This is a genomic window from Amycolatopsis orientalis DSM 40040 = KCTC 9412 (assembly GCF_000478275.1).
Classification (GTDB): domain Bacteria; phylum Actinomycetota; class Actinomycetes; order Mycobacteriales; family Pseudonocardiaceae; genus Amycolatopsis; species Amycolatopsis orientalis.
The window spans coordinates 33692-50958 of the sequence record NZ_ASJB01000001.1; the positions used below are offsets into that span (position 1 = coordinate 33692).

A 17267-nucleotide genomic window follows, 5' to 3' on the forward strand; every position below is an offset into this window, starting at 1 on the left:
TAACCCTCATTACCACTCACGACTCTCTCGCGCCTTACCTCTCAAGGTAAATCCCAGTGCGGTGCACCGGCTTTCACCGCGATGGCCCGTGCACGCCGGTAATGCCCGGCGGCCGCGTCGGCGTGGCCGAGGGCGGTGGCGAGGTCACCGAGATACCGCGCGACCGGCCGGAGGGTGAGCATTCCGCTTCCCGCCCCGGCGATCTCGCCCTCGGCGGGCATGAGTTCGGCGTACAGCCGCTCCATCGCCGCCCGGTCGCCGTGTTCGATCGCGACGATGGCGTGCAGGCAGGTGCGGGCCTCGTACAGCAGATCGCGGGGCGAGTCCGGGATGGGAAGCACCGGACGGCACCAGCTTTCGTAGGCGCCGTAGCTCTTCACGTCCGTTTCGCGCGGCAAGCCGCGCTGGAGCCGGTCGCAGTGCAGGGCGAGGGCGAGGATCCCGTTGTCCACTCCGGACATCGACGTTCCGGCGAGTCCGGCCGCGGCGGCACGGTAGGCGGCTTCCCCGCCGGGTCCGGTCATCGCGGTCCGCATCGCGCGATACCACCGGGTGAAGACGCCGACGAGCGGAACGCCGTACCGCTCCCCGAGTTCGTCCGCCGACGCGACATGCCGGTCCGCCGCCGCGAACTCCGCGAGCGCGCTGTTCGCCTGCATGAGCACGAGGTGTCCGAGCACCTCGAAGGTCACCAGCCGGTGCCGCGTGGCCAGGTCGAGGAGTTCCCCGCCGATCTCGGCCCGCCTCGGCGCGAGCCCCGCCCGGTCGAAGGAGTGCAGGAACCGGGCGTTGAGCGCGAACGCCAGCAGCGCCGGATCTCCGAGCCGTCGCGCGAGCGCCTCGGCCTCCTCGGCCGCCTCACGAGCCCGGTGCCCGCCCGCGTTCCGCAGTTCGACGGCGAGCGTCGCCAGCAGACGGCACCGCTCGGCCTCCCGTCCGGCGGGCAAGGCGGCGAGCGTCCGTTCGACGGCGGCCGCGAGGCGGGAAGCCAGCTCCGGGTCGTCGCTTTCGGTCCAGATCGCGGGAACGTCGAAGGCGCCGATCACCCGCGCGGTCAGCAGCGGATCGTTCAGCTTTTCCGCCAGTTCCAGCGCTTCGGCGCGATACCGCCGTGCCCGGCCGAGGTCACCGGACACGGCCGACGCCCGCGCGTTGCCCATGATCAGTTCGAGCCGCTTCTCCGTGCCGGAGGCGCCGGACCGGTCGTACGCGGCGAGCGCGACGTCCCAGAGTCTCGCTGCTTCTGTTGGGGCGAAACGGCTTTCCGCCCGTTCGGCGGCAATGCGCGCGTAGCGTGCCGCGCGGTCGGCGAACTCCCCGGACAGCACGAAATGGTGCGCCAGGGCATCGACGTCGTCCGGGTGAAGGTTTTCCAGCGCTACGGCGACCTCACCGTGCTCGCGGGCGCGCCTCGAACGGGAAAGGTCGTGGTAGAGGGTGTCCCGCACGAGAGCGTGCGCGAACCGGAACCGGCGCGGCGCCGTCTCGGTCAGGAATCCGTGCCGGGCCGCGGTTTCGATCGCGTCGAGCGCGGTTTCCCCCACCAGGGCTTCGAGCAGGTCCAGCTCGACGTCCGTCCCGATCACCGCGGCCCGGAACAGCACGCTCCGGACGGTGTCCGGCAGCGCCCGCGTCCGATGCCGGACGACGTCGCGTACTCCCGGCGGGACGGCGTCCAGGGCGGCCGGTCCTTCGGCTGCCAGCAAACGAGCGAGTTCGCGGACGAAGAAGGCATTCCCGGCGGTACGCCGGTGGAGCACCGCGGCGGTCTCCGGGTCCACGTCCTGCCCGGTCGTGACGCGGACCAGGGCGGCGACCTCGGCCTCGGGCAGTCCTCCGAGGTAGATCCGCGCCGGCTCGTGGCGGGCGGCCCGGCCGAGGAACTCCGTCAGCCTCGCGGACGGGTCGGTGCCGCGGTAGGTGGCGACGATCAGAACCGGCTCGGTGAGCACCGCGGTCAGCAACGCCAGCGTTTCCTCACCCGCCCAGTGCAGGTCTTCGAGCACCAGCAGCAGCGGTGCGGCACCGGCCAGGTAGGACGCGACCGCGCGATGCCATCGCCAGCGCGCGGCCAGCGGATCTTCGGTCACCGGCCCGGCCTCCGGCGCCACGCCGTATCCGGCGTCGGCGAGCGTGGCCAGGATCCGGGTCCAGGCGTAGGCGGGCGGCGCGCCCTCGTCGTCGGGGTCGCTCCCCCAGGCCGTGGTCCACCCGCGCGCGGCGAGACGGGCGGAGAACGCCTCGGCGAGCGCGGTCTTCCCCACCCCGGCGTCGCCGGAGACGAGCACCAGCCGCGACCGTGCCGCCGCTTCTTCGAGCCCGGCCAGTTCCGCGTCGCGCCCGATCAGCGGCCGCTCGGGGATTTCGGGCACGGACGGCTGGAGCCGCGGTGCCTGCGCCAGGATGTCGGCCTCCAGTTCGCGCAGGCCCTCGCCCGGATCGATGCCCAGTTCGTCGGCGAGCAGTTCGCGCGCGGTGCGCAGGACGGCGAGCGCGTCACCTTGCCGTCCGGAACGATAGAGCGCCAGCGCCAGCAGCCGTGACCCGTTCTCCCGCAACGGATGTTCGCGCACCCGTGATTCCAGCTCCGGGATCACCTCGGCCGCCCGGCCAAGGGCGAGCAGCGCTTCGGCGCGCAGTTCCCTTGCCAGCAGCCGGAGTTCGGTCAGGCGGGAGACCTCGCCACGCGCCCAGCCCTCTTCGGCGAACTCGGCGTACGCGGGCCCGCGCCACAACGCGAGCGCACCGTCCACTCGCGACAGTGCGTCGCCGGGGCGCCGGGTGCCGAGCAGTTCGCGGGCCTCGGTGACGGCGGCCTCGAAGTCCCAGGCGTCGACGGAGTCCGCCCGCAGGGCATAACCGCGGGCGACCGTGACGAGCAGCCGCGCGGGTTCGCGAGGCGCGCGGTCCGGCTCCAGCGCACGGCGCAGCGCGCCGACGAAGGTCTGGACGGCCCCGACAGCGCCCTCGGGCGGACGCTCCCACAGGTCGTCGACCAGGCGTTCCACCGGTACGACCCGGCCGCGTGCGATCAGCAGCCTGGCCAGCACCGCCCGGTGCCGCGGCCCTTTGAGCGCGGCCTCGCCGCGCTCGTCCCCGGCCACGAGCGGACCGAGCACCCCGAACCGCATCACCACCTCCTGATCTCACTGACGGTGATCATCGTGCCCCGGCCGCTCGGTCGGCGCTGACCGGGTGCTGATTCGGGCCGGGGACGCTGGCGATCACCCAGCAACGACCAGAAAGGCGATCATGCGCATCACCGGATTCGACTACCAGCGGGTGCCCGTCGCGGACGGCGTGGCCCTCAACGTCGCCGTCGCCGGGACCGGCAGCCCCGTCGTGCTGCTCCACGGTTTCCCCGAGACCCATCTCATGTGGCGGCACGTCGCGGCGGATCTGGCGGCGGACCACACCGTTCTCTGCCCTGACCTGCGAGGATACGGCGAGAGCGACAAACCGGCCGACACCGGCGAGACCTACTCGAAGCGCACGATGGCGGCCGACGTCGTCGCCGTCGCGCAGGCTTTCGGCCATGACCGGTTCGCCCTCGCCGGGCACGACCGGGGCGCGCTCGTGGCCCTGCGGGCGGGACTCGACCACGCGGAGAAGGTGAGCCACCTCGCGATCCTCGACGTCCTGCCGACGCTCGACATGTGGGACGTGCTGCACGGCACCAGCGCCGCCGTCGGCTTCCACCTCTACCTGATGGCGCAGCCGCCCGGCCTGCCGGAACAGCTGATCGGCGCCGCGCCCGACGCGTTCTTCGGGCACTTCCTCGACGCGTGGACTCGGCGCGGCGACGCGATCCCCGCCGACGTCCGGGCCGCCTACCTGGAGGCCTCGCGGAACGCGGTGACCTCGATCGTCGCCGACTACCGCGCGTCGGCGGGCATCGACGTCGAACACGACACGGCCGACCGGGAGGCGGGCAACCGGCTCGCCATGCCGCTCACCGTTCTCCAGCAGGATTGGGGTGCCGCCCTCGGCTACGACGCCGTCGCGCTCTGGCGGGCGTGGGCCGAGGATCTGGACCACCGGACGGTCACCTCGGGCCACTTCATGGCCGAGGAATCGCCGTCGGAGGTGGTGAAGGCGCTGCGAGAGCTGTTGGCTCGCTAGACCTTCTCGCACGCCGTCCCGGCCGGGACGGCGTGCGAAACACCTCCATCGGGCTGGGCCGAACGGCATAACCCGTACCGCCACCCGCCCCAATCCGACAGGCTTTCATGTTTAACCCCTCGCCTGCGGGGTATCGGTTCTGCGCACGACCGACGAGGGGCCCCGACATGACACCCAGTCCCAGACGCGCGCACACCGTCGCCCGCGATCTTCTTTCACTCACCAGATCGGGCGAGGCCGACCGCCTCGCCACCGCACTGGTGTCCATCGCCTCATCCACCCGCAAAGGACCGGCGCTCGGCGAAGTCGTCGGGCGGCTGGTCGACACCTTCTCCTTGGCCGCCAAGGACCGCCGCCGTTCGCTGCGGATCCGTGAACCGTTCACCCTGCGCCTGCGCGATCCGGCGGGGATGACCGTCCGGCCCGACAAACTCGATCCGGGGGTGGCGGCGATCGTCCGCGCCATCGCCGCCAGTGTCCGCGACGACCGGGACACCTGCGCCGACCAGATCGGCGCTGCCTGCGAGAACGCCGACCTCGACCAGCGGATCCGGGTGCTCGCGCATTGCCTTGTCTGGACGTCGGATCTGCTCAGCACCGACACCACCGCCTATCCGCCGGTCCTGTCCTGCCTCAAGGGGTCGCAGCCCCATCGTCCACAGTAGACATTGCGCGGTTCGGATGACTTCGCGGCCGACGGGTGGACATCCCTTGCGCGGCACGGCAGGGTGGACAACCGCGCACGAAGTCCCAGCCCCCGATGACGGGCGCGTTTTCCCGGCCACTTCCCCTGGACCTGGAGCGCAGACTTGGACGAGGTAGCGCCATCGACGGTACCCGCGGACTCCCGTGCCGCCGCGACGGCCGGACGGTTGCCCAACCCGGACAGCAGGCTGGTCCGCGCCGCCGTCGCGGGTGATCCCGACGCGGTCCGGGAACTGGCCGCTTTCCTTTCCCCGCACGTGTTCCGTTACTGCGCCGGCAGGCTCGGGACCACCGGATCGGGTGCTTGCGACGCCCAGGACTGCGCGCAGGAGGTGCTGCAGGCGGTCCTGATCGCGCTGCCCCGCTACCGGTACCGCCCGGACCGGTTCCTCGCGTTCGTCTTCGGGATCGCCGGGCACAAGGTGGCCGACCTCTACCGGCGCCGTTCCCGCGAACCGGTCGCCTCGGTCCCGGAGATCGGTGACGGCATGGCCCGATGGGCCCGGCGCGACCCCGACGAGATCGAACGGCTGGAGCACCGCATGCAGGCCGGGGTCCTGCTGGCCAGGCTGCCGATGCCGCACCGGCAGGTGCTCGCCCTCCGGTTCGTGTTCGGCCTTTCGGCCGAGGAGACGGCCGAACGGCTCGGCCTGCCGAGCGCGGGCGCGGTCCGCACGGCCCAGTTCCGGGCGCTCGCCCGGCTGCGTGTCCTGCTCACCGAGCGGAATGCCCGTTACGCGGCCGATGTCCCGAACCTCGAACCGGCCGCCGCACCGGAACTCGTCCCGGTATAGAACCGTCCACTTCGGACCTTCGAACACTTGTACGTCGCTTGTACGAGCGTCCTTCATCCTGTCCGCACATCTGGGGTAACCACTGGAGGACAGAGATGAAGATCCGATCGAGGATCGCCAGGGGCGCCATGGCCACGTTCGCGCTGGCCGGGGCGATCATGCTCGGCGGCGCGGGCGAGGCGCTGGCGGCGACGGGCACGGTGAACACCGACTCCGGGGTGGCGGTGACCGTCCGGTCGAGCCCGAGCACCGGCGCGAGTTCGGTCGGCACGGTCGCGAGCGGCACCGCCGTCACGATCGACTGCCAGACGAACGGTTCGACGGTGACCGGGAAGTACGGCACCACCGACATCTGGGACTACGTGCCGTCCAAGGGCGGCTACATCAGCGACGCCTACGTCTACACCGGCTCGGACGGCCGGGTCGCCCCGGACTGCGCCGGCACCACCCTCTCCTGCTCCACCGCCGGCACCGGCAACCCGAGGACCTGCGCCGAAGCCGTCGCGTGGGCGAAGGCGCACGTGCACACCAACAACGATCCCGACTACTACCGCTGGTGCGACCGGATCAACTCGTGGGCCTACGGCTGGTCCGCGAGCGGTTCGGAGACGGCCTACGTCCACTGGACCCAGCTCCCGGGTTCGTACAAGCACCCGGGTGACACCCAGGTCCCCGCGGGCGGGCTCGCCTTCTTCAGCAACGGCGGCACCGGGCACACGATGATCTCCATCGGTGGCGGCAAGTTCCTGTCGAACGACATCCACGGCCCCGGCAGCTTCACCGAGACCACGATCTCGGAGATCAAGACCGCGTGGAACTACACCTATCTCGGCTGGTCGCAGCCGTGGTTCAAGATCAACCACTGATCGCACGGGTGGCCTCGAAACGCTGCCGGACGAAGGGGTCCCCGTCCGGCAGCGTTTCTTCCGCCCGCCAGGCGAAACTCTGGGCGGTCAGCTCCGAAAAGATCCACCGGCGCCGGACGCCGTCGGTGTCGGCCTCGATCTCGAAGCCGTCCTCGGTCGGCTTCCCGACGAACGGGATCACCCAGCCGTTGCCCGGCCCGAGCCAGGTCGACCGGAACGCGTCGATCTTCTCGTCGTAGAAGCGCAGGCTCATCCCCCATTCGCCGTCGGCCCCACCGACCCGGCTCGCCCGCGCCGGGCTGATCCACACGTCGGTCACCGCGCGGCCGTCCAGCGCCCAGCCGAAATGCCATTCCCCGTCGACGGTCCGGACGCTCCCGTCCTCGCCGTGGTTGTGCACCACGAGGTCCCAGCTGCCGATCAGCGGCGCGAACACGCCGAGCCGCGCGGCGAGTTCGGGGCGCGGCTCGGCCGCGGTGAAGAGGGTGGCGATCCGTTCGGTGACGTCCATGCGGCCAGGATGACTATTTGACAGTATGCTGTCAACTATGACTGATCTCGTGCGCGACTACCGGCTGCTGATCGCCGACGTCTACGAACTGGCGGGACTGAGCCGCCGGATCAGCGAGCGGGAAGCCGCCGGACAGGGCACGACGGTGGCCCGCTGGCACGTGCTGAGCGCGGTGTCGGACGAACCCCTCGCCGTCCCCGCCATCGCCCGCCGCCTCGGCCAGGTCCGCCAGGCCGTCCAGCGCGTCGTGGACGACCTCACCGAAGCGGGCCAGTTGCGGGCGGAGCCCAATCCCGCGCATCGCCGCTCACTCCTGTACGCCCTCACCCCCGAGGGCGCGCGGCTGCTGGAACGGCTGTGGGACGCGAGCGAATCGCCCCGGCTCGGGATGCTCGATGACAGCGGTGTCAGCGCCGCGGACCTGCGGCAAGCCCGCGACACGCTGCGCCGATTGACAACCGCGCTCAGCACCTGAAACCGCCCTTTCGTCGCATCGTGATAAAAAGTGGCCGCGCGAGCGGGTTAGAGTTGACGGATGAGCACTGAGGCTCCCGCTACTCCCGCACCCCGGGAGCAGCGCGAGCTCATGCAGGCGATGCTCACCCGGCTGCCCGAGTTCAGCGACCGCCTCGCCCGGCTGCTCAGCGACGAGGACGAGTTCTACCACCAGGTGGACACCACCGCGCCGGACGAACTGCGCAAGGTCTGCCGGGCGAATCTCGAACGGGCGCTGACCGCCCTCGTCGAGGGCCGGGGACTTCCGCTCGACGCGGCCCGCAAGACCGGACTGGCGCAGGCCCGGCAGGGCATCCCGCTGCCGTCCGTGCTCCGCGCGTTCCGGATCGGCGGGATCTTCGTCTACGAACGCCTGCTGGAACTGGCGGGCCCCGGGTTCATCAACCCCGCGCGCACGGTGGAGATCAATTCCAACGTGTGGAAGACCATCGATCTCTACTCCGACGCGCTGACCACCGCGTACAGCGAGGTCGCCGCCGAACTCTCGCACGAAGAACTCGCCCTGCTCGACGGCCTGCTGCAAGGCCGGTTCGCCACCCAGGCGGAACTGGAGAACGCGGCCAGGGAACTCGATCTCCCGGCGGCGGGCACCTTCGTCGCCGTCGTGACCGAAGCCGTCGAACAGAAGGAGCGGCCCGGTGTCGAGGCACTGTTGCGGGCACGGCGCTGGAAGTCGGTCTGGCGGCCGGGTGCCGAGACCGGGCTGGTCGTGATCGACCGGGTCGAAGACGTCCGGCGGCTGCGCGACGTACTGGGCACCCTGCCGCTCGCGGTGGGGATGAGCAGGCCGTTCAACGGATTCCTGGAGGCCCCGGACGCGGTCCACCGGGCCCGGATCGCCCGCCGGTCACTGGTGGCGGGCGCCGCCGGCGTGGCCGTCTTCGGCGACTCCCCCGTCACGACGCTGGTCGCGAGCGCGCCGGCGATGTCGCGGGACGTCGTCCGCTCCGTGCTCACCGGGATCCTGGTGCTGCCCAAGGCCGAACGGGATGTCCTGCTCGACACGCTGATCGCGTGGTTCGCCGGGCACGGCTCGGCGAAGGAGGCCGCGGACCGGCTGATCGTCCACCCGAACACGGTCCGGTACCGGCTGCGCCGGGTACAGGAACTCACCAGGCGCGATCTGTCCGACCCGGTCGACGTCGGCGAACTCTACGTCGCGCTCGAAGCGGTCCGGCTCGCCGACGACGCGGGTTAGGACCTTTCCGGCGCCATGTCGGCGTCGATGATCCTCGCGAGGTCGAGCAACGTGTGCCCGAGACCGGGCCGCGCGGTGAGCCGCACGGCGAGTGTGCGGCCGCGAGTGGTGGTGGCGACCGGCAAGGTCACCTCGGGGTTGGCGGATCTTGTCCACTGTGGACGACGTCCCGCCGCGGACAGGACGATGTCCGGATGCGGGGACCGCCGTCCGGGACGCCATCGTGATCTCCTGGCGTCGAGGTCGCGGATCACGTTGCCGTGCAACGAAAGCAGCGCGGCGACATCCGCGACCGCGTCGCGGAGTTCGAGGTCGGTGATGGAGTCCGAGTACGCACCGATGTCCAGGGCGCGGGGTTCGATCGGGTCCTGCGGCACAGAATTCCTTTCCACCCGGCGGAAGTCGTCCGATGGTGGTCCCGCTCCCGTTGTTCCCGGGAACAAACATGTTTGGCTGCCTGCGCCGAATGGCGGCGCGCGTACCGCCTTCCGGTCGCACGGCGTACCTATGACCGTCGGTCACACCTTTGACGCTGACCGGCCCGCACGCCAGTATCTGGCGACTGATTACCGATGGGTAATGTGGATGTTCCCGTGGTTCCACCAGGAGGACCGTTGCGACGAGCGTTGAGCCTGATCTTCTTGGCCTTAGGGGTGTTCGCCGTCGCCGGCGCGGTGTCGCTGCCGACCTACGTGAAACCCGAACTCGCCAAAGTGCCACTGAACCAGGACTCGACGTCGATCCTCGAAGGCACCGCGTCCAAGGTGCTCGCGGTGAAGACCGTGGACGGCAAGACGGTCACGGAGATCCGCGACAACGCGAAACTGAAGGCCACCGCCCACGTGGTGGCGAATTTCGCGCCGCCGGAAATGCGGGAGGGCACGGACGTCGCCGTCTGGCTGCTGGCCGTCTCGGTCGTCGACACCCGTGACGACACCGTGGTCAACGCGAGCAAACGCCAGGTCTGCTTCGACCGCCGCACCGCGGAGGGCTACGTGCCGCCGGGCGGTGACCAGGAGGCGAAGTGCTCGCCGACCAGCAGCTTCGTCACGAAACTCAAGGACAAGCCCGAAAAAGAGAACCAGAAGCCCGAGGAGATCCAGGACTACAAGCCGCAGCCCGGACTGAACTTCAAGTTCCCCTTCGGCACCGAACAGAAGGACTACCAGGTCTACGACGACAACACCGGCCGCGCGGTCCAAGCCCGGTTCAAGGGGGTCGAGGAGATCAAGGGCGTCGAGGTCTACAAGTTCGTCCAGGAGATCCCCGACACGAAGGTCTCGATGAAGAAGGTGCCGGGCTCGCTCATCGGCGCCACCGGGAACTCCGTCGAAGCAGGCCAGTTCTACCGGGGCACCATCACCAGCTGGATCGAGCCGGTGACCGGGATCCAGGTCAAACAGGAACAGCAGTCGCACCAGGAACTGCGATCCGCCGCGAATCCCACGCCCACGGTGGTCTTCGACGGCACGCTGACCTTCACCGACGCGACCGTCGACAAGATGGTCCAGCAGGTCGACGAGAACAAGGGCAAGCTCGACTTCATCTCCAGCACCGGGCCGGTCGTGCTCGGGATCCTCGGCGCGGTCTTCCTCGCGCTCGGGGTGTTCCTGCTGGTGAAGCGGCGCCGCGCACCTTCCCGGCACTGAACCTTTTCCATCCCGGGGTGGCTGAAGGGCCCTTTCCCCTCATCTCACGCGGCGAAGGGCGCTTTCCCCGCATGCGATGCGGGGAAAGCGCCCTTCAGCCCTCACCGAACCCCGCAGGGACCTAGCGTTTCCGGAGCACCATCACCAGGTTCCACGACGCGACCTCGCGGACGCCCGGAACCCGCACGATCCACTGGGCCCAGGAGGGGTGGTATCGCGGATAGAACTCCTTGAGATCGGCGAGCGGCGTGGCCTTCCCCCACCGGATGGCCGCGCCGACCGAAAAGGCGAACAGGCTCTCACCGAATTTGTTCTTCGGCTCCTTCCCCGTCTTTTCGCGATAACGCCGTCGGGCATACTCTCCACCGAGGAAATGCCATGGCGCGGTCTCGTGACCGCCCCACGGGGAATACCACGGTGTGAACGAGGCGAAAATCGTGCCGCCGGGTTTGGTCACCCGGCACATCTCGGCCAGCATGGCCTCGGGTTCGGAAACATGCTCGAGGACGTTCGACGAATAGCAGACGTCCACGGATCCGGAGCGCACCGGCAGCTCCGTCCCGCTGCCGCGGACCATGTTCTCGCCTGCCTCGCCTCGTGCCGTCAGCTCGCCGACATCGGGATCTATCCCGAGATAGGTGGCACCCGCGGCCCGGAAAGCATCAGAGAAATAGCCGGGTCCGCCGCCGACGTCGACGATGGTTCGGCCGTTCAACGGAGTGTGCTGAGCCACTTGCCGGACCGAGTCCTCGGCGAGCACCGAGTAGAAGCCGTCCGGATCGGTCTGCTCGGTGAGAAAGGTCCGGAACAACAGCACCGATCGGCGCAAGGTGGCGCGATGCGGCATCGTTGAAAGAGTCACCGACCGATTACCGACCATCGGACCATCGCTTTCCGAGAATGATTCATCTACCGTGTACGCACCGGTAACCTAGCATTGTCGCTAACAGGTTGGGAGAACCACGATGGAAAGGCCACGTGTGCTGCTCGTCAACTGGCGCGACACCGGGCATCCGGAAGGCGGCGGCTCCGAGCGGTACGTCGAGCGGATGGCCGAGGGGCTCGCCAAAGCCGGGTACCGGGTCGAAATCCAGTGCGCCGCCTATCCGGGCGCGAACGCCGGGGAATGGCGCGACGGTGTGCGCTACCGCCGTCGTGGCAACAAGTTCGGCGTCTACCTCCACGCGCTGCGGGCGATCCGCAAGGCGCATGCCGACCTCGTCGTCGACGTGCAGAACGGGATGCCCTTCTTCGCCAGACTGGTCGCGGGCTGCCCGGTTCTCGTGCTGGTGCACCACGTTCACCGCGAACAGTGGATCAGCGCGCTCGGCGAGACACTGGGCCGGATCGGCTGGTGGATCGAGTCCAGGCTGGCGCCGTGGCTGTTCCGGCACTGCCGCTATGTCACGGTTTCCGAGATCACCAAGGGCGAACTCACCGGCCTCGGCATCGAAGGATCACGGATCACCGTGGTACCCAACGGCCTGGACACACCGCCGCGCGTCAAGGCCGTCCGGGAGACCGAGCCGACACTGGTCGCGGTCAGCAGGCTGGTGCCGCACAAACGGATCGAGCACGCGATCGATGTCGTCGCGGAACTGGCGCCACGCTGGCCGACATTGCGCCTCGAAGTGGTCGGTCAGGGGCCGTGGGAGGAGGTCCTGCGCAACCACGCCCGTGACCGCGGCGTCGAGGACCGGGTGCGGCTGCACGGCTGGCTGGACGAGAACGAGAAACACGAGATCCTGGCCCGGTCCTGGCTGCACCTGTGCCCGTCGGTCAAGGAGGGCTGGGGCATCGTCATCATGGAGGCGGCCGCGCACGGCGTGCCGTCGATCGCCTACCGGGCGGCGGGCGGGGTGGCCGAGTCCATTGTGGAGGGAAAAACCGGTCTGCTGGCCGAGGACTTCCAAGATTTCACCGCGCGGGTGGACGACCTGCTCGCGGACCGGGAACGCCGGATCGACATGGGCCGGGCAGGTGTCACGTGGGCCGGCCTGTTCGACTGGGAGCACAGCGTGAACCGGTTCGCGTCACTGGTGCGCGACGTGGCCGGAGTGGCCATCCCCCATCCCAGGGTCATGACGCCGCAAGGCTTCCACGAGTCCGTCTGCGAGCCCGGCCGTCGCGGTGTCGTCGAAGTCCTTGCGGCGTGCGCGCACGGTGACGGTGCTCGTGTCCCCGACGGTCGCCGCGCCGAACGCCACCCCTGAGCGGCCGCTGGCGGCGGGATAGAACGCGATCGAGGTGACCGCGTCCGCCGCCGAAACGACGCCGAGGTTGGAAACGAGGTAGGTCGAGCCGAGCCTGCTCGCCAGCAGCCGCGTGCCCAGCCGGGCGATCCTGCTGCTGCGGGCGGGGAAATCGGGTTCCGGCGGCCGCGCGGCGAGCAGCGCCCCCACTTCGGCCGCACTGGGGTTCCGGCCGAGCCGCAGGCGGAAGAACGCGCTGTCGTGCTCGGGTTCCGGCGCGGCACCGCCTCGCCAGGAGGCGCCGACCGCGGCCACCACTCGCGTGCTCTTCCCGCCGCGCCGGGCGTTCCACGTCTCCGTCAGGTTGGCGGCCGCCGCCGCGAAGACCGAGGACCCGAGCCGCAGACGAGGGAGATTCCTGGCGCTGAACACGTCTCCAGCGCCACTTTCGACGCGCTCCGGGGTGATCCTCGCCGGAGGCGCGAAAAGCGCTTCAGCGAGCCTGCGGACGGCCGAGCCGAGAAACGACCGATCCGCCGTACGCGCGCCGATTCCCTTGGCGGCGGAGGAGATCGGGACGTCGAGGACGAGGCCGAGGACGGCGAGCAGGCCGAGCCCGTCGAGCGCGCCGTGATGGGCGGCGATCAGCACGACGGGTTCGTCGGTACCGGCCGCGACACGGATTAGCGGCGCACCGCGTTCGTACGGCGCCTCGGCGAAGCGATCACGGGTGGCCGGAAGTTCTTTCCCCGGAACGGCTTCGACGTCGGGAGCGGCTCCGAGCCAGAGCCGCTCCTCGACCGCGGCGGCCAGCCGCGCCCGCGCTTTTTCGAGTGTCAGAACCGAAGACAGCTTCGCTTCCAGGAGGATACTCCAGGAAACGGTGGGGTCGCCGTAGAGCCCGACGACGCGATGCGCGTGGTCGGAGGCGAGCTGGGACACCGGCTCAGCGTTTGCCGTAGATGACGTTCTCGGGAGCCGAGAGCGGGTTGTACTGCTCCTTGATCTTCGCCTGCACCTGGGGTGCGGCGTCGGGATCGGCGGAGTTCGTCAGCGCGTAACTCCCGCCCGCGGCCGTTGCGAGCCCGATGATGACGGCGGCGGCCGCGCCGATGAGGGTGCCCAAGACCTACTCCTTCCGCGACAGGAAATTCCTGCGTCGGCTCAATGTACGCACCGGTAACTTGAGGCACAACAGGGCGACGGCGATCGACAGCAGCGCTACTCCGTTTGCCAGCAGCACCGGGATCGGGGATGCCGTCTCGGTCACGGCGGGTGCACCGGGAGTGCGGTAAAGCGTGAGCCAGTCACCGGACCACACCGGTTCCGCGCCGGTCAGCAACCGCGGGTCGACCCGCCCCGGCGTCCCGTGTTCGACCAGGATCCAGCCGATTCCGGCCGCCGACAGGTCTTCGGGCGACTTCGCGGCGCGGACACGGTCCATTCTGGAATCCTCGCCGGAGATCTCCTCGCCGCCGACCCGCAGCGTGTCGTCGGCGAGGACGGTCTCCGGCAGCGCCCTCGGCGCCGGGTCCAGCTGGGTGCGGTGGTCGTTCCAGGCGAAACTCCTGAAGGCGGACAACGGCAGCGCGACGACGTCGCCGGGCCGGTGGTCTTCGGCGAGCACCCGGTGGACGGCGTTCCAGTCCTCCGGATAACGCACCGCCTCGATCCGCCCCCAGCCACCCCAGGCGAGATCGGGCATGGTGAGCAAGGGAAAGAGCGCGGCGGCCACGACGAGCGCCACGCGCGCCGCCCCGGTCCGCAGCCGCGCGGCGGCGGCCTCGATCGCGAGCGCGAAGCCGAGCGCGACGGGGAGCGCCCACCACGCGACCCATTTCTGCGCGTCCCGCAGCAGCCCCGCGCCGGGGACGTGCCCCATCGCCCAGGACAGGACGGGTTCGCCGAACGGCAACGTCGCCAGCGCGGCGAGGACGACACCGAGAACTCCCAGCACCAGCAACGCTCTCGCCGGCGGTGTCCCCCACCTTCGCGCCAGGGGACGGAATCCGGCCACCGCCACGACGACCGTGACGAGGATCAGCAGAGGCGCCATCGGCGCGCCGCGGCTGCCGGGGACGACGTCCCCGTTCCAGATGCCGCCGAGTCCCAGCACACTCAGGATCGCCGGGCCCCAGCTTTCCGCGCGGGCGCTGAACGCGGCCACCCCGGCGGGATCGGACAGCGTGCCGCCGTCGTGCAGGAGCGTCGGGACGAGCCACGACAGGTTGAGCACGACGGCGAGACCGACGGTGTGACCGAGTTTCCGGGGTCCGGCCAGCGCGATCGCGGTGAGCGCGGCCAGCATCCCGCCGGGCGGGGTGAGCACGGCCGGGGCGCACGCGAGCACCAGCCGCGCGAGGGCACTCGGCTCGTTCGCGCGCAGGGAAAGCGCGGCGCGCGCGATCCACGGAAGGCAGGCGTAGGTGAGCAGGAGCGGCCAGTGTCCGATGAACAACCGCTCCGCGAAATAGGCCGTCCACGCGTAACCGGTGGCGGCGACGATCCGCGTACCGAGTTGCTCCGTCGGCACCAGCCGCGCTGCGCCGTATGCCGCGAGGAAAAGCGAAAGCAGGAGAACGGTTTTCTGGACGATGTCGCCGGGAACGACCGCCGTCGCGAGGGCGATCACGGCATCGGCGGGGACCGAGCGCGGCAGGGCGGACCCGAGGCCGAGCGCGTCCGGCACGAGGGACTGACGCTGGGCGAACACCATGTCGTAACTCAGGACGAAACCGCGTCCGAGCACCGGCAGGAACACCAGCAGCGCCAGCCCGGCCGACACCGCGGCCAAGGCCAGACGTTCGCGCCGTACTTCCAAGTGCCCTTCCCTTTCCGCCTCGATCGCGGTTATGGTCGCTCGATTACTCGCCGGTAATAGGAGCGCCTTTGAGCGTAGACGTCGAGGCCGACCGGGCCAGAACCGACAAGCGCGTGGCGGCGATCCTCGTCTCGCTCGCGCTGGCGGGCAACAACGCCGGTGCCTACGCGCTGAGCATCATCGCCGCCCGGCTGCTCGCGCCGGGAGCGTTCGGTGAGCTGAGTTCGCTGCTGGCGGTGCTGGTGATCGGCGTCGTGCCCGCGATGGGCCTGCAGACCGTCGTCGCGCTGCGGGTCGCTCGCAAGCCGCAGGACAGCGGGACACTCCTGGCACTCGGCCTCACGACGAGCGCCGTCGTCGCGACCATCGGCCTCATCCTGGCGCCTGTCCTGGTCTTCGTCCTGCATCTGGACTCCGTGGTCCCCGCGCTGCTGCTCGCCGTCACGCTCGGCCCGCTGACCCTGCTCGGCCTCTTCCACGGCCTCCTGCAGGGCAGCGGCCGGTTCTCGCGGCTGGCCGGGCTCGTGTCGCTCGAAGGCGCGGGCAAGGTCGGCGGTTCGCTGCTCGGGCTCCTGATCGGCGGCGACGCCACCGGCGCGCTGGCCGGGACCGCGATCGGTTCGTACACGGTGATCATCTGCGGCTGGCTCCTCTGTGGACGGCCGCGACCGCGCAAGGCGGGACGGCAGGCGGGCGAGGTGCTGCACGCCGCGCAGGCGATGTTGGCGCTGGTCCTGCTGGTGAACCTCGACCTGGTCCTGGCCCGCCACACCCTCCCCGCGACCGAGGCGGGCGAATACGCCCTCGGCGCGATCGTCACGAAGATCGCCTACTGGCTCCCCCAAGCCGTCGGCGTCCTGGTGCTCCCCCGGTTCGCCAACGGTGACGACCGGCGCCGCATCCTGCCCGCCGCCCTGGCCGTCTGCGCCGCCCTCGACTCCCTCGTCCTCCTCGTCTCGCTGGTCTTCGGCCCTCGTCTGCTGTCGTTCATCGGCGGCTCCGGCTACGCCGCCAGCACCATGCCGGTCTGGCCGTTCGCCCTCGCCGGCTCGATGCTCGCGCTGGTGCAGATCCTGCTGTTCTCCCGCCTCGCCGCGGGCGACCGGCGGGTGACCGTGCTGATGTGGGCGACCGTGGTGGCGGAGACGGTGCTGGTGACGTCCTGGCTGCACTCGTCGGCCGTCCAGGTGGTGACCGTCGCCGCTTGCTGTGCCGGTGCTTTGGCTCTCTCGGGCGCTTTGCTGGAGGTCCGCTCGCGGTCTCGGCGGAGTTGAGCGGGCCTGTGTGGAGGCTCATCGGAGGCGCACATCGGGCCGTGGACGCCGCTGGGCACTGCGAAACGCCGCCCTGAGCTCGTCCAGGACCACGTCGGGTTCGGTCCGGAGACGGGAGGCAATGTCTGGAGAACGACGACCCCGGCCGCCGCGTAACGCGCGTTCCGCGCGAGGGTCGCACGGAAGTGGTCGCCCTTGGAGTGATAGCCGCGGGAATCGATTTCCCAGGCGAACCCGACGTCGTCGCACCAACCGTCCGGCTTCGCGATGAACCGGCCCGCGGCGTCGAAGACCTTCACATTCCACTGGAACTCCGGCAATCCCGACCGCTTCCACAAATTCCAAGCGTCGGCCTCGGCGACCGAATGCGCGCCGCCCATGATCGGCGCCAGTGCTCGTAGCAGTCTTCCGTCGAATCGAGACCGCTCGTCGATTTCGACCGCGAGTGTCCCCGGCAGGCAATGACGCTCTTGCACCGCTTCGGCCATCATCGCCACTATCGAGTCGGAATCGGATGTTCGGCGTGCCGCATCGATCACCGCTCGTGGCACGGGAGCGGTGGGAACACCGGCTCTGATCAGTGGCTTGGGCAGGCGTCGCGTCCGTTCGATGTGGACGA

Annotated in this window: 15 protein-coding genes; 9 read left to right on the forward strand and 6 right to left on the reverse strand. The window is 70.0% G+C overall.

Annotated elements, in window-relative coordinates; translation table 11 throughout:
- Positions 1-41: 41 nt before the first annotated feature.
- Positions 42-3131, reverse strand: a complete 3090-nt coding sequence (locus L324_RS00155; protein ID WP_037303135.1) for an ATP-binding protein — start codon at positions 3129-3131, stop codon at positions 42-44.
- A 121-nt stretch (positions 3132-3252) separates the two neighbouring features.
- Between L324_RS00155 and L324_RS00160 the strand changes: the two genes are divergently transcribed.
- The 4 genes from L324_RS00160 (at position 3253) to L324_RS00175 (ending at position 6487) form a co-directional block, all read left to right on the forward strand.
- Positions 3253-4122: an alpha/beta fold hydrolase gene (locus tag L324_RS00160; RefSeq protein WP_037303136.1), complete on the forward strand. Its 870-nt coding sequence runs from the start codon at positions 3253-3255 to the stop codon at positions 4120-4122.
- Positions 4123-4289: 167 nt separating this feature from the next.
- Positions 4290-4787, forward strand: a complete 498-nt coding sequence (locus L324_RS00165; protein ID WP_037303137.1) for a hypothetical protein — start codon at positions 4290-4292, stop codon at positions 4785-4787.
- Positions 4788-4931: 144 nt separating this feature from the next.
- A complete protein-coding gene (locus L324_RS00170) occupies positions 4932-5621 on the forward strand; it encodes a sigma-70 family RNA polymerase sigma factor (RefSeq protein ID WP_037303138.1) in 690 nt (229 codons plus the stop codon).
- A 95-nt stretch (positions 5622-5716) separates the two neighbouring features.
- Positions 5717-6487, forward strand: coding sequence for an SH3 domain-containing protein (locus tag L324_RS00175; RefSeq protein ID WP_037303139.1), 771 nt, complete (start codon positions 5717-5719; stop codon positions 6485-6487).
- Here the strand turns inward: L324_RS00175 and L324_RS00180 are convergent.
- Positions 6477-6998 (reverse strand): hypothetical protein, encoded by a 522-nt coding sequence (locus L324_RS00180; protein ID WP_037303141.1) that lies wholly within the window; start codon positions 6996-6998, stop codon positions 6477-6479. The genes L324_RS00175 and L324_RS00180 overlap by 11 nt on opposite strands.
- A 37-nt stretch (positions 6999-7035) precedes the next feature.
- Here L324_RS00180 and L324_RS00185 point away from each other — a divergent pair, with 37 nt between their 5' ends.
- Both L324_RS00185 and L324_RS00190 read left to right on the forward strand, forming a co-directional pair.
- On the forward strand, positions 7036-7473 hold the full coding sequence (locus L324_RS00185) for a MarR family winged helix-turn-helix transcriptional regulator (RefSeq protein WP_037303142.1): 438 nt from the start codon (positions 7036-7038) through the stop codon (positions 7471-7473).
- A 60-nt stretch (positions 7474-7533) separates the two neighbouring features.
- Positions 7534-8712 (forward strand): PucR family transcriptional regulator, encoded by a 1179-nt coding sequence (locus tag L324_RS00190; RefSeq protein WP_037303143.1) that lies wholly within the window; start codon positions 7534-7536, stop codon positions 8710-8712.
- Here the strand turns inward: L324_RS00190 and L324_RS00195 are convergent.
- A complete protein-coding gene (locus tag L324_RS00195; RefSeq protein WP_037303144.1) occupies positions 8709-9089 on the reverse strand; it encodes a hypothetical protein in 381 nt (126 codons plus the stop codon). The two genes, L324_RS00190 and L324_RS00195, sit on opposite strands and share 4 nt — an antisense overlap.
- Before the next feature lie 237 nt (positions 9090-9326).
- Here L324_RS00195 and pgfA point away from each other — a divergent pair, with 237 nt between their 5' ends.
- The gene (pgfA, locus tag L324_RS00200; protein WP_051173531.1) at positions 9327-10361 is read left to right on the forward strand and encodes a cell envelope lipid trafficking protein PgfA; all 1035 of its coding nucleotides are present in this window, start codon (positions 9327-9329) and stop codon (positions 10359-10361) included.
- A gap of 121 nt (positions 10362-10482) precedes the next feature.
- On the opposite strand, the gene L324_RS00205 is transcribed toward pgfA, so the two are convergent.
- Complete coding sequence (locus tag L324_RS00205; protein WP_037303146.1) at positions 10483-11178, reverse strand: class I SAM-dependent methyltransferase; 696 nt, start codon at positions 11176-11178, stop codon at positions 10483-10485.
- A gap of 163 nt (positions 11179-11341) precedes the next feature.
- On the opposite strand from L324_RS00205, the gene L324_RS00210 reads away from it, so the two are divergent.
- On the forward strand, positions 11342-12574 hold the full coding sequence (locus L324_RS00210; RefSeq protein WP_037303147.1) for a glycosyltransferase family 4 protein: 1233 nt from the start codon (positions 11342-11344) through the stop codon (positions 12572-12574).
- A 925-nt stretch (positions 12575-13499) separates the two neighbouring features.
- Here the strand turns inward: L324_RS00210 and L324_RS00220 are convergent.
- Together L324_RS00220 and L324_RS00225 are read right to left on the reverse strand one after the other, a co-directional pair.
- On the reverse strand, positions 13500-13679 hold the full coding sequence (locus L324_RS00220; protein ID WP_037303149.1) for a DUF2613 family protein: 180 nt from the start codon (positions 13677-13679) through the stop codon (positions 13500-13502).
- A gap of 3 nt (positions 13680-13682) precedes the next feature.
- Complete coding sequence (locus tag L324_RS00225) at positions 13683-15374, reverse strand: MmpA family trehalose lipid delivery protein (protein WP_037303150.1); 1692 nt, start codon at positions 15372-15374, stop codon at positions 13683-13685.
- Positions 15375-15442: 68 nt separating this feature from the next.
- On the opposite strand from L324_RS00225, the gene L324_RS00230 reads away from it, so the two are divergent.
- Entirely contained in the window at positions 15443-16648 is a 1206-nt protein-coding gene (locus tag L324_RS00230; RefSeq protein ID WP_037303151.1) for a lipopolysaccharide biosynthesis protein, read from the forward strand.
- Positions 16649-17267: the final 619 nt, after the last annotated feature.